This is a genomic window from Psychrilyobacter sp., from assembly GCF_049671765.1.
Classification (GTDB): Bacteria; Fusobacteriota; Fusobacteriia; order Fusobacteriales; family Fusobacteriaceae; genus Psychrilyobacter.
In genome coordinates, this window is sequence record NZ_JBATVM010000154.1 from 1 (window position 1) to 21817 (window position 21817).

20 protein-coding genes and 1 pseudogene are annotated in these 21817 nt (G+C 30.2%); 19 read left to right on the plus strand and 2 right to left on the minus strand.

All coding sequences use genetic code 11. The features are described 5' to 3' along the window. The 12 genes from WBG30_RS07230 to WBG30_RS07285 all read left to right on the plus strand — a co-directional run. Positions 1–668 (plus strand): sigma 54-interacting transcriptional regulator (locus tag WBG30_RS07230; protein WP_424503969.1); only part of this gene is annotated, 668 nt, incomplete at its 5' end. 26 nt (positions 669–694) lie between these two features. Beyond that, a complete protein-coding gene (locus WBG30_RS07235) occupies positions 695–2419 on the plus strand; it encodes a peptidylprolyl isomerase (protein WP_424503970.1) in 1725 nt (574 codons plus the stop codon). A 207-nt stretch (positions 2420–2626) separates the two neighbouring features. Continuing rightward, positions 2627–3934, plus strand: a complete 1308-nt coding sequence (gene eno / locus WBG30_RS07240; RefSeq protein ID WP_424503971.1) for a phosphopyruvate hydratase — start codon at positions 2627–2629, stop codon at positions 3932–3934. A 213-nt stretch (positions 3935–4147) separates the two neighbouring features. After that, positions 4148–4873, plus strand: coding sequence for a prepilin peptidase (locus WBG30_RS07245; protein ID WP_424503972.1), 726 nt, complete (start codon positions 4148–4150; stop codon positions 4871–4873). 18 nt (positions 4874–4891) lie between these two features. Then, positions 4892–5500 carry a type IV pilus modification PilV family protein gene (locus WBG30_RS07250; protein WP_424503973.1) on the plus strand — a complete coding sequence of 203 codons (609 nt, stop codon included), beginning with the start codon at positions 4892–4894 and terminating at the stop codon, positions 5498–5500. Positions 5501–5504: 4 nt separating this feature from the next. Continuing rightward, positions 5505–6044, plus strand: a complete 540-nt coding sequence (locus tag WBG30_RS07255) for a PulJ/GspJ family protein (RefSeq protein WP_424503974.1) — start codon at positions 5505–5507, stop codon at positions 6042–6044. A 44-nt stretch (positions 6045–6088) separates the two neighbouring features. Then, on the plus strand, positions 6089–6934 hold the full coding sequence (locus tag WBG30_RS07260; protein ID WP_424503975.1) for a hypothetical protein: 846 nt from the start codon (positions 6089–6091) through the stop codon (positions 6932–6934). Between the two features lie 16 nt (positions 6935–6950). Next, complete coding sequence (gene pilM / locus WBG30_RS07265; protein WP_424503976.1) at positions 6951–8000, plus strand: pilus assembly protein PilM; 1050 nt, start codon at positions 6951–6953, stop codon at positions 7998–8000. Further along, positions 8001–8558: a PilN domain-containing protein gene (locus WBG30_RS07270; RefSeq protein WP_424503977.1), complete on the plus strand. Its 558-nt coding sequence runs from the start codon at positions 8001–8003 to the stop codon at positions 8556–8558. A 30-nt stretch (positions 8559–8588) separates the two neighbouring features. After that, positions 8589–9227, plus strand: coding sequence for a hypothetical protein (locus WBG30_RS07275; RefSeq protein ID WP_424503978.1), 639 nt, complete (start codon positions 8589–8591; stop codon positions 9225–9227). Next, the gene (locus WBG30_RS07280; RefSeq protein WP_424503979.1) at positions 9217–9732 is read left to right on the plus strand and encodes a hypothetical protein; all 516 of its coding nucleotides are present in this window, start codon (positions 9217–9219) and stop codon (positions 9730–9732) included. Before WBG30_RS07275 ends, WBG30_RS07280 begins: the two co-directional genes overlap by 11 nt. 4 nt (positions 9733–9736) lie before the next feature. Beyond that, positions 9737–11470, plus strand: coding sequence for a secretin N-terminal domain-containing protein (locus WBG30_RS07285; RefSeq protein ID WP_424503980.1), 1734 nt, complete (start codon positions 9737–9739; stop codon positions 11468–11470). Between the two features lie 85 nt (positions 11471–11555). Here the strand turns inward: WBG30_RS07285 and asnA are convergent, their stop codons facing one another. Continuing rightward, on the minus strand, positions 11556–12554 hold the full coding sequence (gene asnA / locus WBG30_RS07290; protein ID WP_424503981.1) for an aspartate--ammonia ligase: 999 nt from the start codon (positions 12552–12554) through the stop codon (positions 11556–11558). Positions 12555–13092: 538 nt separating this feature from the next. On the opposite strand from asnA, the gene prfA reads away from it, so the two are divergent. The 7 genes and pseudogenes from prfA (at position 13093) to WBG30_RS07325 (ending at position 20994) form a co-directional block, all read left to right on the plus strand. Further along, positions 13093–14166, plus strand: coding sequence for a peptide chain release factor 1 (prfA, locus tag WBG30_RS07295; protein ID WP_424503982.1), 1074 nt, complete (start codon positions 13093–13095; stop codon positions 14164–14166). Beyond that, positions 14166–15320, plus strand: a complete 1155-nt coding sequence (gene prmC / locus WBG30_RS07300) for a peptide chain release factor N(5)-glutamine methyltransferase (protein ID WP_424503983.1) — start codon at positions 14166–14168, stop codon at positions 15318–15320. The genes prfA and prmC overlap by 1 nt, the downstream gene beginning before the upstream one ends. Positions 15321–15422: 102 nt before the next feature. Then, entirely contained in the window at positions 15423–16493 is a 1071-nt protein-coding gene (gene hflK, locus WBG30_RS07305; protein WP_424503984.1) for an FtsH protease activity modulator HflK, read from the plus strand. Next, a complete protein-coding gene (gene hflC / locus WBG30_RS07310; protein ID WP_424503985.1) occupies positions 16474–17319 on the plus strand; it encodes a protease modulator HflC in 846 nt (281 codons plus the stop codon). The genes hflK and hflC overlap by 20 nt, the downstream gene beginning before the upstream one ends. A gap of 162 nt (positions 17320–17481) precedes the next feature. Next, positions 17482–18504 carry a tRNA preQ1(34) S-adenosylmethionine ribosyltransferase-isomerase QueA gene (gene queA / locus WBG30_RS07315; RefSeq protein ID WP_424503988.1) on the plus strand — a complete coding sequence of 341 codons (1023 nt, stop codon included), beginning with the start codon at positions 17482–17484 and terminating at the stop codon, positions 18502–18504. A gap of 230 nt (positions 18505–18734) precedes the next feature. Next, positions 18735–19289, plus strand: a pseudogene (gene rsmD, locus WBG30_RS07320) (16S rRNA (guanine(966)-N(2))-methyltransferase RsmD); the annotation flags it as partial. A gap of 394 nt (positions 19290–19683) precedes the next feature. Beyond that, positions 19684–20994, plus strand: a complete 1311-nt coding sequence (locus WBG30_RS07325) for an MFS transporter (protein WP_424503986.1) — start codon at positions 19684–19686, stop codon at positions 20992–20994. Between the two features lie 5 nt (positions 20995–20999). On the opposite strand, the gene WBG30_RS07330 is transcribed toward WBG30_RS07325, so the two are convergent. Next, the coding region (locus WBG30_RS07330) for a MipA/OmpV family protein (protein WP_424503987.1) at positions 21000–21817 on the minus strand (818 nt) is incomplete at its 5' end.

Consider the following 21817-nt stretch of genomic DNA (forward strand, 5'->3'; position numbering starts at 1 on the left):
ATGAAATTACAGGTTTAGATATTAAAGCTCAAGCAAAATTACTAAGAGTAATAGAGTACGGTGAATTCAGAAGGGTAGGAGGAAATAAAACTAAGAAAGTAGATATTAGATTTATTGTTTCTACAAACAAGAACCTTAAAACAGAGGTTGAGAGTGGAAAATTTAGAAGTGATCTATATCATAGATTAACAGCTGTCCCTATAGAAATGGCACCATTAAGAGAGAGAAAAGATGACATTCCTCTATTAGCTAACTATTTCTTGAATAAGATAGTTGTTGATATTCATAGAGAGATGCCTATTATTTCAAGTGATACAATGAAATACCTTATGGAATATTCATACCCTGGAAATATTAGAGAGTTAAAAAATATAATTGAAAGAATGATTATATTATCAACTGATAGAGTAATTGGAGTAGAAGATCTACCATTAGAGATCAAAATGAAATCAGATACACTTGAAAATAAAACAATAATTGGGTTAGGACCGTTAAAAGAAATATTAGAGAAGGAACTTTACAATTTAGCAGATGTTGAAAAAGTAGTAATAGCTACAGCTTTACAAAAAACTAGATGGAATAAGCAAGAAACTGCTAAACTATTAGGGATAGGTAGAACTACATTATATGAAAAGATTAGAAGATATAAACTAGATCAAAAAGGATAGTATAAAAAAAGAAATGGGGGAATAAAATGGCAATTAGAAGTTTGAGAAAAAAGATGAAACCTGTAATTTGGATGATTACAATAGGATTTTTCATCTCAATGTTAACTGTAATAGTTAGTAATATCAGTATGGGATTAAAAAATAAAAGATATGCTTTTAAGGTAAATGGAGAGAAAATAGCAATTACAGAGTTAGAAAGAGGCATCAATAATATTACTAATCAATACAGTCAATATTTTACTATTCCTATGGACAGAGAAGAATCTAAAATATTAGCAGTAGATAATATTTTAACCAATGAGATATTAAAAGAAATTGGAGATGATTTGAAAGTTAAGGTAAGTAGTTCAGAAATAAAAGTTAAAATTAGTGCTATAGAAACACAGATTCCAGATAAAGCACAGTTTAAAAGAATGTTATCTGCACAAGGGTATACTAAAAAAAGTTTTGAACTATCTATTAAAGACTCTATTTTAATAGAAAAAACTCGAGATAAAATAATAGAAAAAACTAAAATAACAGAAAATGAGAAAGTAACTCAATATGAAAAAGATAAATATAGAGAGTACTTAGGTAAAACTTATGAGGAAGCGAAACTTCTTGTTGAGAAAAAACTAAAGGAAGTAAATGGAAATAAAGAATTAATTAGACTTATAGAAACAGCTAAAAAAGCAGCTGAGGTAGATGATATTAGAGAAAATTATGGAAATATTACTCCTACTATAGAATTTGAAGAAGACGGATTTAAGATAACTAATATAGATGTTATAAAAGGTGCTTTATACCAATCTTTTTATGGAGTTAAAGACTATAATGAAGCAAAAGTTAAATCTATAGCTAATATAAAAGACGAGATTAAATTAGCTAAAGTAGCACTAGATAGAGGAGCAAAAAAAGATGAAACTCTCCCTGCTATGAATCAAATAATGGATCTTAAATTACAACTTGTAGATAATATTAAAGGGAACATTGTAGCTAGTGATGTAGAGATCAAGAAGTTCTTTAATGAAAATAAAGATAACTATAATGTAGAAGCTAGTGCTGATGCAAACATAATTAATTTTGTTGTGAACCCAACAGATTTAGATATAGAAGAAGCTAAAGAAAGAGCTACTAAGGTTTTAAAAGAAGTAGATGCATCTAATTTTTCTGAGATGGCTAAAAAATACTCAGAGGGACCAAGTGCACCAAATGGTGGGGATTTAGGATGGTTTGGAAAAGGTCAAATGATTCCGGAATTTGAAACAGCAGCTTTTAAATGTGAAGTAGGAAGTGTATATCCAGAGGTTGTAAAATCAAAATTTGGTTATCATATTATCTTTGTAGAAAATAAAAATGAAGGAAAAGGAGAGGTTAAAGCATCTCATATCTTAATAAAAGTGACTTCAGGAGAAGAAACTTTCAAAAAGGTAACGGAAACTGCTAAAACTGTATCTGAAGAGTTAAAGACTAATAAAATAAAATTTGAAGACGCGAGTAAAAAATCATATTCAAAGCATAAAGTTTCGGAATATTTAGATATAAAAAAAGATGGATATATCAAACTTTTAGGTTATGATGATCTATTAGCTAAAAAAATATTTGAATCTAATTTAGATGAAATCAGTGTAATAAAAACTGAAAAAGGAATCTATGTGTTCCAAAAAACAAAGGAAATAAAGTTTGAAAAAGCTAATTTTGGAAAAGTAAAAGATAGAGTAATTTATGATTATAAAAATCAAAAGTTAATGGAAGAGATGAAGAAATTATAATCGTTAAAAAGGTATAGAATTTTCTATATCTTTTTTATTTGAAAAAACACTTTTTTAAGTGTAGACTATAAAAGTTGGTAAAATAACATCTAGGCATTTTTTGCTCTATTTTTGTTTGAAAATGATACAAAATTAATCTTTACATAGTCAAAAAAATGTACTATTATTAATATATATTAAATAATAAAAAAAATTCAGGAGGACAACATGACTAGAATAGTAGAAGTTTTAGGAAGAGAAATATTAGATTCAAGAGGAAACCCAACAGTAGAGGTTGACGTAATCTTAGAATGTGGATCAATGGGAAGAGCTGCAGTACCTTCAGGAGCATCAACAGGAGAAAGAGAAGCGGTTGAATTAAGAGATGGAGATAAAGCTAGATACCTTGGAAAAGGTTGTTTAAAAGCTGTAGAAAACGTAAATACTGAGATCAGAGAAGCTGTTTTAGGAATGGACGCAACTGGTCAAGTAGCTTTAGATAGAAAGATGATAGCTTTAGATGGAACTAAAACAAAAGCAAGATTAGGAGCAAACGCAATATTAGGAGTATCTTTAGCAACTGCAAAAGCTGCAGCAAATGCTTTAGGTCAACCTTTATATAAATACTTAGGTGGAGCAAACGCAAAAGATTTACCATTACCAATGATGAATATCTTAAATGGTGGATCACATGCTGATTCAGCTGTAGATGTACAAGAATTCATGGTACAACCAGTAGGAGCTACATCATTTAGAGAAGGATTAAGAATGGGAACTGAAGTATTCCATCACTTAGGAAAAATCTTAAAAGCAAACGGAGATTCTACTAACGTAGGAAACGAAGGTGGATATGCACCATCTAAAATTGAAGGAACTGAAGGAGCTTTAGATATTATTTTAGAAGCTATCGTAGCTGCTGGATATGTACCAGGAAAAGACATTACTTTAGCTTTAGACGCTGCTGCATCTGAATTCTGTGAAGGTGGAGAAGATGGAGAAAAATTATATAACTTCAAAAGAGAAGGCGGAGTTAAGAGAACAACTACTGAAATGATCGCATGGTATGCTGAATTAGTAGAAAAGTATCCTATTACATCTATTGAAGATGGATTAGATGAAAATGACTGGAAAGGTTTCGCATCTATGAGAGAGAAGATGGGAGATAAAGTTCAAATAGTTGGAGACGATTTATTAGTAACTAATACTGAGTACTTAGCAAAAGGAATCGAATTAAAATCTGCTAACTCAATTTTAATTAAATTAAACCAAATTGGTACATTAACTGAAACTTTAGAAGCTATTGAAATGGCTAAAAAAGCAGGATGGACTGCTGTTGTGTCTCATAGATCTGGAGAAACTGCTGATGATACAATCGCTGACGTTGCTGTGGCAACTAACGCTGGCCAAATTAAAACTGGTTCTGCATCAAGATCAGATAGAATGGCTAAATACAATCAATTATTAAGAATTGAAGAACAACTAGGAGACGCTGCTGTATATCAAGGTATGGGAGTATTCTACAACTTAAATAAATAATTTTTTAAAGTGCCTTAGGGCACTTTTTTTTTGATTTGCAGAAGACAAAAAAACAACGTATAATAAAAGTATTATATAATTGTAAACCTACATTATTTTTAAAAATATATTTTGATTACAGGAAAAATAAAAATATATGCGTATTATATATTTAGATACGATAAAATTAGTTGATAGATAATATATGAATTTAAATAAAAAGTGAGGTAAAAAATGCAGTGGTTAGCTTTGTTAGTAGGATTAATTATTGGAAGTTTTTTAAATGTTTGCATCTACAGGATACCGAAGGGGGAAAGCGTAGCATTTCCCCCTTCGCATTGTCCGGTGTGTGGAAATAAAATTAAGTGGTATGAAAACATACCTGTGTTCTCCTATATCTTTATATTAAAGGGAAAATGCAGTGAGTGTAAAGGAAGTATATCTGTTCAGTACCCTGTTGTAGAATTTATAACAGGTATTTTATTCTATATATTTTTTTTAAGATTTGGTTTAGGAATATTTGGAATAAAATACTTAATATTTATATGCCTTTTAGTAGTAGGTATCTGGGTGGATTTTACCCATTATTATATCCCAGACAGAATTAGTTTATCTATTTTTATAATAGGGATTATGACTTCTTTTTTTACTATTGGTTTTGAAAAAAGTGTATTAGGAGCAGGAAGTTTTGCATTATTTTATATAGTTTTATATGGGTTTGGAGAGAGTTTTGGTTATGAAGTGATGGGATTTGGAGATGTAAAATTAGCCATGGGTATAGGAGCAATGGTAGGTTATTTTAATCTATATCAAGTTTTTATGTTTTTAAATATTGCGTTTGTTTTAGGAGCAATAATTGGTGTGGGATTAATTCTTTTGAAAAGAAAAACAAGGAAGGATATAATGCCTTTTGGACCTTATATAGCAATAGCAGGTTTAGTGATAGGGTATTTAAGCTAAGTTGTAGGAGGTGGAATGATGTTTCAAAAAAAAATAGGGGAAAAAAATAGGGGAAAAAAAATAGGATATAGTTTAATAGAAGCTTTAGTAGCTTTGGGAATATTACTTATAGGAATAGTACCTGTAGTAACTGTAGCAACAAAAGCTATATTATTCCATCATAGAGCCGCTGAAACCGAAGAAGCGGCTAGAATTAGTCAAACAATGATAGATTATATAAAATCTAGAGGATATGATGATTTAAGTTTTTTAGGAGGTTTTACTACGATAACTCCATATTTGTTTAGTTCTACTAGTGGGGGAGCTTTCACATTAAATAAATTCGCTACTGATTTTGGTATACCTATAGAGATGGTTTTATTTAATTCTAAGGGTATAAATCTAAATGATGTTAGTCTTTATTTAGATTTAAAAACAACAAAGGGCAATTTGAAAGACTATAATAAGACTAATGATAGTTACACTGATCCTATTACAGGAGGAAATAAAATCAACGTATATAGAGAAGAACTTATCTATGGAAAAATTATTTTTGGGTACGGAAAATTAGAAGATTCTAATTTAACCAAAAGAAAAAAAGAGATGGTAACAACATTTATAGTGACTCCTATTGAAAATTGGAAGTGATGAAATGAAAAAAAATGGATTTAGTTTGATAGAAATATTAGTAGTAACAGCTATAATGGGTATAGTTATGCTTATATCCTCTCCTATGATCAATGCTTTTATAGGAGCTCAAGATAGACTCTATAATCAATCTAAGGTAGATAGTCGTTTAAATGAGGTAGTGGAGTTTATAAAAAGAGATGTTAGAAATTCAAGGAGTGACAGTAGTTTAGGAGGAGAACCAGTAGGAGTTTTTAATGATGATACTTTATTAAGTGAGGGTACTACAGGAAAAAAAATTATTATTTATACTACAGACCTAAATGGAAATCCTAAATACGTTCAATATACAATAGTGGGCAGTGATTTGAAATTAAAAGATGGGGACAGTTTTACTACTTTAGGGGACAACTCTATTATATTGAGTAATATAAAAATAGGTGAGTTTAAGTATCAAGATAAGATATTACTCTTTCATTTTAAAATAGATGTACCTAAGAGACTAGAAGGGAAAGTAAGAAATGAAGTTAGAGATGTAGGAATCACAAGGATAAATTTAGAGTAATAATATTATCAATGCTACAATAGGTGGTATAAGGAGGTATAGTTATGAAAAAAAAAGGTTCAGCTTTAATCTTATCTATACTGATGCTATCATTTTTTATGACAATTACACTAACTATGTATTATATAGCTAGAAATAGAAATAAACGGTCTATATATAAGATAAAGGGAATGAAGGTAAGTAGTGGTTTAGATAGTGGATCAGCTATAGCCCACTATGAACTATATATAGCAGATGAATATGTAAGTAGGGGTTACTCATATGAAGTAGGGTCAACCTATTTTGGAAAATATGGAGTAGATACTTATATAGGATCTCTTTCTGAAACAAAACAATATACTGAAGAAATTTCCTCTGGGAGTAAAAGAATAATAGTCCCAATAGAAAATAATCATTATACAGGGGTAGTTCTAAATAACTACAATGAATATTTTGCTTCCTATTGGGATCCAGAACTAGGAACGTCAAAAGTCCCAGGAGTAACTTCAGTTCAAGCAATTCAGCCATGGATAGCAGAGGACAAAGTCATAGGTAGTAAAATAATCAGTCGTGCCTGGCTAAATAATGGCGGTGAAAAAATAGTAAGATTATGGACTTTAGATAAAGATAAAGATGATGTAGATGCCATAAGTATTGGAGGGTATAGATTGATAAAAAGTGGTGTAGAAAATACAATTCCTACTACTATTATTGGTAATTTGAGTTCAATTAACCCTACTACTAAAACAGATGGAGATACAATATTTGTGTATGAAAAAATAGTTTCTATATCTTCAGGTAGTATAGGGATAGAAAATTATAGAGTAACTTATAAGGAAAAAATTACTACCAGTGGAGGAAAGATCGTTGTTGATGAATTAGAAGAGATGACAGTAGAAAAATTAAAATAAAAAGGAGGTAGGATCTATGTTTAAGTTTAAAGTTGATGGAGCTTTAGATATAGGAAATAGTGGAATAAAGGCCGTACTCTATAAAAATAAAAAGATAGATAAAATTAGTTATGTTGATTATTTAGACATGGCTGAAGAAAAAATAGTAGCTCTTCAAGAGTCCTTAGAAATATTGAGTAAAAAAATGAACTTAAGAGGAAAAAATTTAATAGTAACTATTCCTGCTTCTAAATTTTATGTAAAAACATTGGAATATAATAATAAAGAGGAAGGTTCAGAAATTGATTTAGAGTCTAAAATAGAAGAGGATCTCGAGGATATAATCTCAGGTTATACAAAGGATGAATTCATTACCCAGATAGAAACTGTTTCTGAAAAAGACCTTTATAAAAAATTATTAGTAATTACCATTCCCATAGAAGAAATTGAAAAAATTCTAGGAATTTTAAGCCATTTTAAAATAAGAGTACTAAAAATAATTCCAGATTTTATTGCTCTGAATGACCTAGTAGATCTATTGGATCAAAAATTAGAAGAAGAGACAAATGAAAATGTCATGATTGTCGATATAGGAGGAGAAACCAGTAAAATATTTATGAGTACACTGGGAACTTTAAATATGTTGAGAATTGTAGGGATAGGTGGAAATGATTTTACTGAAATAATAAAAGATCATGAGATGTTAGATTATGAAGGTGCGGAGTTAGAGAAACAGCAACTAGAATTAGGTGATGATGAGAATCGAAAGTATAAGACTCAAAGTGAGATGTCAATGTTTAAAGATTTGACACTAGTAGTAAATGAATTAACTACTCAGATAGGAAATTCATTGGAATATTTTAATACTAATTTGCCTGAAGGAAAGATAAGTAAGATCTTATTAACTGGAGGAGGAGCTCTTATGCAAGGATTTAAACCTTATTTTGATGATGCTTTTGACCTCCCCTGTGAGGAGATAGATTTGAACTTATTAAATTTAGATTATAAAAACTTAGAGGACAAGGACCTATTATCGACTTTTAAAATAACGACTCTCATGGGAGCGTTAATAAAAGAGGTGGTATAGATGAACCAAATGAATTTTTTAACCAAAAAATACAAAAATAGATTAGAAATTGAGGAATATTTTAGGAAGTGTTTAGGGATCTTTATCGGTATCTTTTTAATTATTTACTTAACATCTTTTGGGGTTGAAAGGATAGAAGAATCTGTCCAAAAAAAAATTAGTATAGAAAAGGTAGAGATAGCAGAAAAAAATAAAAGGATAAAAGAATTAACTATAAATTCAGAAAAAGAAACTAATTTAGGTGTGGAAATAGAGATTATAGAGGATATATTCTCTCAAAAAAATCTAAGGGTATCAGAAATTTTTCATTCATTGGATGAAAATGTTCCTAAAAATGTATGGATTAATAGTTTGATTTATGAAGGCAAAGTGGTAAGAATAAAAGGTTTTTCTTTTAAAGATAATCAATTAAAGAGTTCAGAAGACAACGCTTATTTTTTTGAAGAAAGGATGTTAGATAGTAAATTGTATAAGAGTGTAACTTTAAATTATTTGAAAAAAGCAAGTAAGTATGGGGGAAAAATAAATGAATTTGAATATATATTAGTATTAAAATAGATACTAATATATAATTAGGGGTTGAGTTATATGGATTTATTTGGGAAAGAGATAAATATTAATATTGATAAAAAGCGAAGTAAATTAATCTTAGTAATAGGAATGATTATTGGTATAATTTCACTTATTTTTTTCTTGCTAATATCGCCTATAGGTAGGATTTTTGATAAAAAAGAGGAACTATTGGAAGTTCAGCATGAGAAGGTATTAACTGAACAAAATTTAAAGTTATTTGAAAAAAAATATGAAAAAATAAAATTAGAAAGAGCCGATCAAAAGTATAGATTAGAAGAGCTGCTAGAAGAATTTAGACGGTATAGCTTTAAAGATGAGGCTAGACTAAAGCAGATGGTACAATATATATTAAATCATCTAAATATTGAATTATTAGAAATCGGAAAAACTGAATCTGTTGAAATTGAAGGAAATAAAGAATATAAAAGAAATATGATACCATATAAAATAATGGGAAATGGTAGAGATGTAGCATTGTTTTTTTATTACTTGGAAAATTCTAAAACTCTCCTTACTTTGAAAAAAAGTAGGTTAGAGGTTGTAAGTAAACCATTTAATATAGATGATATTAAAACAGGAATGATAGAAGTTAAATTTAAGCTAGGATATTACAATATTACCAATAAAAAAAAGGGGGGTAATGATGAAAACTAAAATATTATTTATAACATTTATAGGGTTCATTCTTATCTCCTGTGGAAAAAAAGAAGAAGAAAAAGAGGTGGATATACCAATAAAAAAAGAGTTAATAGAAGTGGTGAAAGTAGCGACGCCTCCTGCAATAGAAGTACAAGAAGAAGTGAATCCATTATCTAAATATCTTTCTGATAAAATTTATAATGAAGGAATTGAAATTTATTATGGTGATGATGAGAATATGTTTACAGAAGATAAAAAAGAATTTTCTAGAAATTATGACGAATTCAAAGCATATGTGGAAGCAAGGTTTAAGCCAACTATGTTGATAACGCAAAATGGAGTTAATTCGGCAGTAGTCTATTATTTAGAAAATGGTTCTAAAAATAGAGCTATAGTAAGTGGCTTTAAAATGATTGAAATAGAAGATGTTACTTATTATATTAAAGTATTTAAGGATAAAATAGAAATAAAACAGGGGAAGAATGGTAAAGCCGTTCCCCTATACTTAAGGGAAAGGTGATTATATGAAGAAATATATTTTTATACTGCTTGTAATTTTTACCGTAGGTGTTACAGCTTTTGGAGTTACAATAAAAAAATTACCACAATCAAATTTTGAGGAGGATATGGACTTTAACGGAACTAAATTATCCGATGCCTTAGCTTTGATGTCTAAGGTGACAAAAGTAACCATGGTAGCAGATTCAGAGGTTAAAGATGTGATAATAGACCTATATATAAATAAGGGACAGCCTTTAAGGGAAGTATTGGATATTATAAAGGTGACAAATGGGTTGGAAGAAGTATATATAGGAAAAATAATTATGCTGACTAATACAGGAAAGGGGGTCACTACACTAATAGGTAAGATAGAAGGTAGCAATGATCAAGGCCTAGAAGATGTAAGAGTAACTTTAGTAGATAGTGGATATAAATCTATAAGAACAGAGGTTGGAGGAATATTTATCTATGATAATATAAGACCTGGTATCTATATATTAAAATTAGAAAAAAATGGGTATGCTATATCTAGTGAAGTAGTTGATATTAAGCAAAATAAAATAACTAATATAGATATTATTTTAGATAAAAAAAATAAAGAGGGATTAGTTGTAGCTAGAAAAGAAAAAGGAATGAGAGAAAAGGAATTGGGAAGTAGGAAATCTTTAGATGGTGTAGATGTTATTACAGAAAGGATCCAGTTAAAGCACGCTTTTGCTGAAGATATAAAAGGTGTAGTAGACTCTATCTTGGGAGAAACTATGAGAGTGACGGCATTTCCCAAATTACATATGTTGGTATTAAAAGGGGACAAAGACAATATAGATACCGCTAAAAAATTAATAGATGATATGGATCGTCCTGTAAAACAAGTAAGAATAACCGCTCAGGTCTTAGATACAAGTGACGATTTAATGGAAGATCTTGGATTTAACTGGTTATTTTCTAACAAAGATAGTGATATAGCTAAATCTAGAACTAATCTTTTAGGGCGAAATACAGAGGGTGGAAGTATAGGATTTGATGGAATAAATGGAGCATTAAAGTTTATTGATATATTTAATGATGGTAAAAATTTACTCGATCTTTCTATAAATTTATTGCAACAGACTGATGACCTTTCAATATCTTCGGTTCCATCTGTAGTTGTTGTAAATGGTGAGTTGGCTGAATTTAAAGTGATTGAAGAAGTAATAGTAGGAGAAAAAGAGGAATCAGATGATGATAACAATAGGACAAAGGAACCTATATTTAAAGAAGCAGGAACAATATTTGCCGTTATTCCTACAATAAGGGAAGGATTGGATGAACCTGATACAATAATTCTTGAGATTAGTTCTGAGGTCAGTCGTTTTGATTTAGTTAAAGCTGGATCGTCTAGTGACCCCAATGAAGCGGAGACATATAATAAAGATGGTGGAGCTAAAAAGCAAAGTAATATTAATACGAAGGTTCAAGTACGGGATGGAGATGTAATATTTATAGGGGGATTAAAAAGGACAGAAGTAAAAGAAACTATAAATAAAATCCCTATCTTAGGAGATATCCCTGTTTTGGGAACTTTATTTAGAAATACTGGAACTGAAAATAACGTTAGACAAATATACATTCAGATAACTGCTGAGATAGTAACTGATGAAAATAATAATTCAGAGATTGATGTGACTAAATTTAAGGAAAACCCAGCAACAACAGGGGAAGTAAAAAGAATCTATCCTGAATTTAAAAACCCTGAGGGTGAAGGAATAGATCTTTAAACTGAGTTTAAATTTAAAAGTAAAATATAGATAAAAAAAAAGGATACCCTTCCTAAATTTTAGGAGGGGTATCCTTTTTGGCTTTTTATAGTAATTCAATTCCTTTTTCTTCGCAGTCCTCAATAATATGAGTAGGCCATGAAGATGACTGAACCTCTCCAATATGTGCTTTTTCTAAGAAATACATACAGATTCTAGATTGTCCTATTCCCCCCCCTATAGTGAAAGGAAGCTTTCCTTCTAGAAGTGATTTATGAAAATCGAGGTCTTTTTTCCACATAGTATCAGTTTTTTCCAATTGATCTAATAGAGCTTTTTTATCTACTCTGATTCCCATAGAAGATAGTTCTAAAGATTTGCCTAATATAGGGTTCCAGAATAAGATATCTCCGTTTAATGACCAATCATCGTAGTCTGGAGCACGATCATCATGACGTTCTCCGGAAGGAAGGGTATCTCCGATTCCAACAATAAATACAGCACCATATTCTTTAGTAACAGCATGTTCTCTTTCTTTAGGAGTAAGTTTAGGGTATTGTTCTTCTAATTCAAGAGCTGTAACGTAATGGATCTCTTCAGGTAAGCTAAGAGTAAGAACTGGATACTCTCTCTTTATATAGCTTTCTGTTTTTTTAAAGGCTTTATATATTCTGTCAACTACATTCTTAAGTTTAGAGATATTTCTTTCCTCTTCTAAAATTATTTTTTCCCAATCCCATTGATCTACGTATAGAGAGTGGATCGCAGAAAGATCCTCATGTTTTCTTATGGCGTTCATATCAGCGTATAAACCTGTATGACATTCAAAACCATATCTATATAGTGCCATTCTTTTCCACTTTGCTAGTGAATGAACAATCTCTAATCTTTCTTCATGTTCAGTTGAAAAAGATACAGCTTTATCAATTCCGTTAAGATCATCGTTTAATCCAGATGTCTTTCTTACGAATAAAGGTGCTGAAACTCTAGTTAAGTTAAGTTCGTAGGATAATGAACTTTGAAAAAAATCCTTAAGTTTCTTGATTGCTACCTCTGTTTCTAATAGTGATAATTTGCTTTCGTATTTGCCTGTTGCTTCTTTCATGATTGTCCTCCTGAATTTAGTTGTTTAAGATTATTAAGGTAAAAAAGTGAAATAAATTAAAAAACCCATCAAAGCAAATTGCCTTGATGGGTTCCCTTATAGTTTCATTGAGGGGTTCTAGGCATCTGCATTTTGTTGTTATCACAAAATGGATTTGCCTAAAGATAACTAAACGTTATCTATATACAAATCCCCTCATATTATTATTATTATTATTATTATTATTATTATTTTGAAAAGTCATAATTAATTTAAACATAATCTTACTCCTTATAATCTATTTGTAAAAAGTATAAACCATATTTATTGATATGTCAATAATAAATATTGAAGTACTTAAAAATTAGTATTTTATTAAAATATGATTTAAAAATTTCCCTTAATATAAGGGAAAATTGTTTTTAATAACATATTATGGTATACTTTACAAGTTAAAGTCTTGAATTTTAAAGCTTTAAATCACTAGATTATTCAAGGCAAAATAAATAATAAATAATAGATATTATAAAAAAATAAAGTTGTAGGAAGGGATGAATAGATGTTTAAAAAATTAGATGACGTAGCAAAAAAATATGATGAATTAAATGCATTATTAGCAACTCCAGAGGTAGCAGCAGATCACAAGAGGATGATCGAATACAATAAAGCTATAAATGATATGGAAGAAATTGTATTGAAATACAAAGAATACAGAGGGTACTTAGAGGAGTTAGAATTTATTAAAGTAAATTTAAAAGAAGAAAAAGATGACGAAATGAAAGAAATGATGTTAGAAGAAAAAAGTGAAATAGAGGATAAATTACCTGGGATGGAAGAGGATATGAAATTCTTATTACTCCCAAAAGATCCTAACGATGATAAAAATGTAATTGTAGAGATAAGAGGTGGAGCAGGTGGAGATGAAGCTGCTTTATTCGCTGGAGATATTTTCAGAATGTATAGTAGATATGCAGAGAGAAGAAAATGGAAGATAGAAATAATGGAAAAAAATGAAATTGGTGTAGGCGGATTAAAAGAGGTAATCTTTTTAATCAAAGGTCAAGGAGCTTATTCTAGATTAAAATTTGAATCTGGAGTACATAGAGTACAAAGAGTACCAGCTACAGAAGGTTCAGGAAGAATCCATACTTCGACAATTACAGTAGCAATCCTACCTGAAATAGATGATGTAACACAAGTTGACATAAAAACAGGGGATCTTAAGATAGATACATATAGAGCAGGAGGGTCAGGAGGTCAGCACGTTAACACGACAGACTCGGCAGTAAGAATCACTCATATGCCTACTGGAACAGTTGTTCAGTGTCAAGATGGTAGATCACAATTGAAAAATAGAGAGCAAGCTATGAAATTATTAGCAGCTAAATTATTTGAATCTGAGGTTGAAAAGCAGAGATCAGAAGTCGAAGGGAATAGAAAGTTACAGGTAGGAACTGGTGCTAGATCTGAAAAAATTAGAACTTATAATTTCCCACAAGGAAGAGTAACGGATCATAGAATCAAATTAACAGTTCATAAGTTAGACTATATCTTAGATGGAGACATAGATGAAATAATCGATGGATTAATCACATTTGATCAAGCAGATCAACTACAAAGTATGGTAGATTAATGAAAAATCTACTCGATATATTGAGATGGAGTGAGGAGTATTTTAAGAAATACTCCTTTTCTAAACCTAGATTAGAAGCAGAAAAGGTGATTTCTTACGTGTTATCTATTGACAGGATATTACTTTATGCAGAATATGATAGACCCCTCGTAGATGATGAGAGAATTAGGATTAAAAGATATATATTACAAATGATAAAGAAAAAAATTGGATTTGATGAACTATTAAAGGAAGAAAAGATAGAAAATAAAGATAATAAAATTACTATAGATTTAGACAGAGCTAAAATTGAAAAAACTTACAGGAAAGAATTTTTAGAACTTTTGACTAAAAGTATAATATATCTAAAAAAATATGGATCTAAAGAAGCTAAATTAGATGCAGAACATGTATTTAGTTATATTTTAAAAGTTTCTAGAATGGAGATGACACTAAAGTTTGAAAGGGGAATAACAGAGGAAGAAAAAAAAGAGATACGAAGAATGCTCGTAGAAATAGGTAAAAACAAGAAACCTCTCCAGTATGTTTTAGGATTTGAAGAGTTTTATGGTTATAAATTTTATGTAGATGAATCGGTACTTATTCCACGATCTGAAACTGAATTATTGGTAGAAAGATGTATAAAATTAATGGATAAAATAGAAGAACCGAAGATATTAGATATAGGTAGTGGTAGTGGAGCTATATCTATAAGTTTAGGGAAAAAACTCCCTAAATCTATGGTTTTAGGAGTTGATATTAGTGAGAAAGCTCTGAATGTAGCTAATAAAAATAAGTTAGAAAATGATGCTACCAATGTAAAATTTATTAAATCTGATATACTAAAAGATGTAGAATATAAGAAATTTAATTTAATAGTTTCTAATCCACCTTATATACCAGATTATGAATATGAAGTGTTGGAGGAGAAGGTCTTGAAATATGAGCCTAAATTAGCTCTGACTGCTCCTAATAATGGATTATATTTTTATGAGGAGATTTCTAAAAATGCCCCTGACCACTTAGTAAAAGGTGGATATTTAGCCTTTGAAATAGGATATAATCAAGGGAAAGCAGTAAAAAAAATAATGGAAAAAAATGATTTTTTAAATGTAGAGGTATATTATGATTATGCAGAACACGAAAGAATGGTAATTGGAAAACTGAATAGATAAAATAAATTTTGTTTATTTTTGATTATTATTTACGATTTCAAAAGATTTTACAACTTAGTTATCCATTATTTAGTCGGTTTATAGCCGTCAAGGGGGAGTGTTATGGGAGAAATAAGATTCGACGATTTAGAAGACGTTAAACGATTCATAAAGGAAATATTTTACGGTAGGAAAGAGGAAAGAAACGATCAAGATGAACCTCCAAGGGGAGGAAAGTCAAAGAAGCCAACTAGAAACCATTTAAAGGGTGGATTAGGTGGAATAATAATATTATTATTCCTTGTTTTTTTAGGAACTGGTATCTATCAAGTAGGACCAGACGAGGAGGCAGTACTTCTTAGATTTGGAAAATATACTAAAACTGTAGGGCCAGGAATGCATTGGTATTTCCCTACCCCAATTGGGAAGAGATATGTTGTAAAGACAACGAAAGTTTATAGAGTAGAGATAGGATTTGAAACTGTTGAGGCTGGACCACCTGCAAGATATCAAAACATTCCAGAAGAATCACTTATGTTTACAGGTGATGAAAATATGATCGATGTTGATTTTAGTGTTCAATACAAAATTAGCAATTTAAAAGATTATATATTCAACGTAAGAGATCAATACGAAACGATAAAGAGTGCATCTGAATCATCTCTTAGACAGGTAGTTGGAAGTAAGGGGATAGAGGAAACTCTGACAGTTGGAAAAGAGGGAATTCAAGAGGAAACCCGTGAAAAATTAAAGGAAATATTAGATAGTTATGGAACTGGAATAATGATAATAGGATTACAACTACAAGATGTAGGACCTCCTGAAGAAGTTATGCAAGCTTTTAAAGAGGTAGCAAATGCTCGTGAAGATAGAGCTAGATTTATAAATGAAGCTGATGGTTATAGAAACGATATTATTCCTAATGCTCGTGGGCAAGCATCTCAAATGATAAATAGAGCAGAAGCTTATAAAGAAAAAAGGGTCAAAGAATCTCAAGGAGATGTAGCTAAATTTATAAAATTAAGTGAAAAATATTCATTGGGTAAAGAAGTTACAAAAACAAGAATGTATTTAGAAACTATGGAAAAAACAATGCCAGGAATTGAAAAAATAATAATAGATCCTAAATTAAAAGGAAGTATTATAAACTTAATTGGAGGAGGTGTGGAAGCTAATGAAAAAAATAATAATTAGTATTCTAGCATTAATTGTAATAGTATCGTCTACATCTTTATTTCAAGTTTCAGAGATTGAAAATGCCGTTGTAATTAGATTGGGAAAACCAAAAGAAGTAGTAACGGAACCTGGATTATATGTTAAACTTCCATTTGTTGATGATGTTAGATATTTTGATAAGAGATTATTAAACTATGATGCAGCACCTAAGGGAATTATAATTAAAGGCAAAAAAAGTATAGTAATAGATAACTATGCTAGGTGGAGAATCACTGATCCTCTATTATTTTTACAAAGTGTACAAAATATCGCAGGAGCTCAAGCTAGATTAGATGATATTGTATATTCTGAACTACGAAGAGAGATGGGAAAATATACTCTATCTGAAATAATTTCTTCAAAGAGAGATCTTATTATGGAAAATGTAACTGCGGAAAGTAAAAGTAAAGCTAAGTCTTCAGGGATTGAGATAGTAGATGTAAGGATAAAAAGGGTCGAATTACCCAAGGAAAACGAACAAAATATCTACAAAAGAATGGAAGCTGAAAGAAATCAACAAGCTAAAAAATATAGAGCTGAAGGAAGAGAAAAATCACTAGAAATCACTTCTCAAGCTGATCAAGAAAAAACTATAATATTAGCAGAAGCTTATAGAAAATCAGAAGAATTAAAAGGTGAAGGAGATGCTCAAGCATTAGTAATATATGCAGATGCATATAACAGAGATCCTGAATTTTATAAATTCATGAAAACATTAGAAGCATATGAGAAGGTTATGGATAGTAAAACTAAAGTAATCTTGTCTACAGATTCAGAACTATGGAATATGTTACAAACAAAATAATTCTTTCCTTGTTGGTGTTTTTCCAATTGACATCTTAAATTTCTTCTTGTTATAAGAAATCAACGATGTCAAAAGGAAAACGTATAAAAAGGAAGAGTCGAGAAAGAGGTATAGAAATTGAATAATAAGAAAGAAGAGATTCAAGAAAAAAATAAAGAAGAAATATTGTTATCAGATTATGACTATCATTTGCCAGAAGGATTAATAGGTCAAACTCCTACAACACCTCGTGATCATTCTAGATTATTAGTTGTAGATAAAACTAAAAAAGAGATAGAGCATAAAAAATTCTATAATATTTTAGATTATCTAAATAAAGGAGATGTTCTTGTTCGAAATTCTACTAAGGTAATCCCTGCAAGGCTTATAGGAAAAAAAGAAAGTGGAGCAGTGATGGAAGTCTTTTTATTAAAAAGGCTAGAATTAAATAGATGGGAATGTTTAGTAAGACGTGCTAAAAAATTAAAGTTAGATCAAACTATAATATTTGGTCATGGACAATTAAAAGCTACTTTAAAAGAGGTAAAGGATGATGGGAACAGAATTTTAGAATTTTCTTTTGATGGAGTTTTCGAAGAAATTATTCATGAATTAGGGCAGATGCCTTTACCACCATATATTACAGAAAAATTAGAAGATGGAGATAGATATCAAACTGTTTATGCTGAAAAAGGTGAATCGGTAGCAGCTCCTACAGCGGGACTGCATTTTACCGAGGAATTATTTGAAAAAATAGCCGAAAAAGGTGTGGAAATAGTAGATGTATATTTAGAAGTTGGACTAGGTACATTTAGACCTGTTCAAACTGAAAATGTATTAGATCATAAGATGCATTCTGAAACATTTGAAGTACCAGAAAAAACAGCAGAAGTTGTGAATAGAGCAAAGGAAGAAGGAAGAAGAATCGTAGCAGTAGGGACAACCTCTGTAAGGACACTAGAATCAGCAACGGATAGCTGCGGCAAATTAATAGCAACTTCTGGAGATACAGAGATATTTATATATCCGGGATATGAGTTTAAAATAGTGGATGCATTGATTACAAACTTTCATCTACCAAAATCAACACTACTTATGTTGGTTTCAGCACTATCTGAAAAAGATTTTATCTTTGATGTTTATAAAGAAGCTGTAAAAGAAAAGTATGAATTTTTTAGTTTTGGAGATGCAATGTTTATATACTAATCTTCATCTTCTTATGGGATTCTACGAGTATTAAAACCAAGTTTATTTTAAAACTTGATTTTAAATGTAGACCCTCGTAGGGAGTAACAAAGCAAATATAGGTGAAAGTCTTTCTCTTAATTGACAAGTACGAAAAAACATATTTAGTAAATATATTTTTTACGATGTCAAGGGAAAGAACGCTGATAGGTAAGAGAGGGGAATAAAAAAAGAATAAAAAGAAGAGGTATGGAAATATGAGAATAATAGCTGGAAGTGCTAAGGGTAAAAATATAAAATGTAGAGATGGATTTGATACTAGACCAACTACAGACAGGGTAAAGGAATCATTATTTTCAATGATTGCTCCCTATATAAGTGAAGCTAAAGTATTAGATTTATTTAGTGGAACTGGAAATATAGCTTTGGAAGCAATAAGTCGTGGTGCTTCAAGAGCTGTAATGATAGAGAAGGAAAAAGATGCCCTTAGAGTAATCATAGAAAATGTAAATAATTTAGGATTTGAAGATCAGTGTCGAGCATATAAAAATGAAACTTTGAGAGCTCTTACAATTCTAGGAAAAAAAAGAGAGAAATTTGATATTATATTCCTTGACCCTCCATACAAAGACAATGTGTGTACTAAGGTACTTGAAAAAATATCTGAAACGGGAATATTAGCTGAAAATGGATTAATAATAGCAGAACATCATATATTAGAAGATATGAGTGAAACTATATCGGAATTTAAAAAGGCAGATGAAAGAAGATACGGGAAAAAAGAATTAAGTTTTTATACTAGATAAAAGTTTATAGATATCAAAAAGAGACGAAAATCTTATAAAGATTTTCCTCTCTTTTTGATACAGTGTTTCATTTTGATATAGCTATATTTTTAATAATAAAATAACTATAATTATTATTTTATTTAAGTTTTATTTAGTTTTAAATGTTATTTATTTGTTATTATTTGAAAATTTAATTTGAAAAAACAGTACTTAAATAATTAAATCACAATATTATTTATTGACAAAATGTTCTGTATGCGGTATAAATATGTGTAAACTAAATATCCTGAAGAGAAAAAGAGAGGAGGAGATGATTAGCTAATAAGCTAGTCCTCTCTTTTATTTTTTTTTGAAATATTACTTTAAAAATAATAAAAGCAAATGGGATAAAAATATATAGGGGGAAGGAAACATGAGTAATTTTTTTAAATCGGTCGGAGGAGCTATTGGTGTCGACACTAAAAATGTAGATAAGGAGTATACCAAATATAAATGGCAAGTTTTTATCACAATATTTGTAGGGTATGCAATTTTTTATATAACAAGGAAAAACCTTTCATTTGCAAAACCATATTTGATTGAACAACTAGGATATACTAAACTTCAAGTTGGAGCAATAGCAGCAGGAATGCCTTTAGCTTATGGATTCGGAAAATTTATTATGGGTGGAGTATCGGATAAAATGAATCCTAGATATTTTATGGGATTTGGACTTATTTTGGCAGGAATAGTGAATATAATGTTTGGAAGTGTTAATAGTATTATAGCCTTTACTGTTCTTTGGACTATAAATGGTTGGGTTCAATCTATGGGATGGCCTCCATGTGGGAAAACAATGAAAGTATGGTTTTCTGATGAAGAAAGAGGAACATGGATGTCTGTTTGGAATACAGCTCATAATGTAGGAGCTATGTTGATTCCATTCGTAGTAATAATAGGTGTAACTATGTTTTCAGGGAGCTGGAGAGGGTTATTTTTCTTACCAGGAATTATATCTATAATAGCTGGTATTTTGACAATGGTATTCTTGAGAGATAATCCTGAATCATTAGGATTGCCATCTGTAAGAGAGTATCATGGAGAAATTATAAAAGAAGATGTAAAAATAAAAAGTAAGAGAAGTTCTAAACAAATTTTTATGGAAGATATTTTGAAAAATAAAGTTCTATGGTCTTTGGCACTATCAAATGCTTTTATCTATTTTCTTAGATATGGAACATTGGATTGGATCTCTGTGTACTTGGTTCAATATAAGGGAATCAACATAAAGGAAGCAGGATTTTCATTTTTCATGTTTGAATTTGCAGCGATACCAGGAACTATATTGTTAGGATGGGTATCGGATAAAGTTTTCAAGGGTAGAAGAACCCCTTTAATTATGATTTGCTTATTACTATCAGCTTTATTAGTAACAACTTATTGGATGACAGATAATATGATAATAATAAATATAGCAATCTCACTTATAGGAGCTTTAATATATTTTCCAGTAGCAGCTATAGGGATCGCAGCAGTAGACATTGCCAAAGATGATAGTGCTGGAATGTCAGCAGGTTGGACAGGGCTATTTGGATACTTTATAGGAGCCACAGGTTCTGAATTAGGTGTAGGATATGTTTTAGATAATTATTCATGGAATGTATATTTTATGATGTTAATAGCCTCAGCAGTAATAGCTATGCTACTTTTAATACCTGCATGGAATTCAGGTAAAAAGAACTAAAAAAATTAGAAAGTATAGGTTGCTCCTAAACCTATCATACTAGGATTGCTCCCTTTTACAAGGGGGCTTTTTATTATATTATCTGAAAGAGACTCTATATAATAGTATGAAAATAAATCAATATTTCGGTTCAAACTATAAGCTATGACAGTTGTGAATCTTATGGCGCTACCAAATCCATCTATATTATAAGATAAATTTTTAGATTTATTAGACATAGATGTAGAAAAATATCGATTGGTATAGGAATTACTCATGATCTCATAACTTAAAAACCCGAGAATAATAAATTTTTTAAAAGGGATACCTCCTAAAACTCCTATAGATGCAGTATTTTCATTACTGTTTCCACGAATATTATGTTTGATCCCACTAGTTAAAAGAATATAACCAATTTGGTAACTGCCTCCAATTCCCGTCATGATAGGATTACTTTCATCAGAAAGTTCTTTTAAGTAGGAGTCAAAATCCTCGTTTGTATGGCCGACAAATCTATACTCAGCACTAAAATTTAAATTTAATTTATTACCTTCATAGAAGGTATATCCGTTATAGATACCTCCAAAGGTATAAAAGTTATTATATCTAGCATTTATTAAAGGAATTACAGTGGAATAAGAAGATTTATCATTTAATCGAGGTTCAACGGATGATGCCACAATCCCAAGGGAAAGAAATTTTTCTCTTCTCTTTTGATGTTCTTCTGTTATTCCACGAATGAAAGCATAGTTATTGGCTCCGTCTTTATCTACATAGGTTAAGATACGACTTATAGCAGGATCAAAAAATGATAGGCAAAAACTTTTTATAGAGATAAAAAATA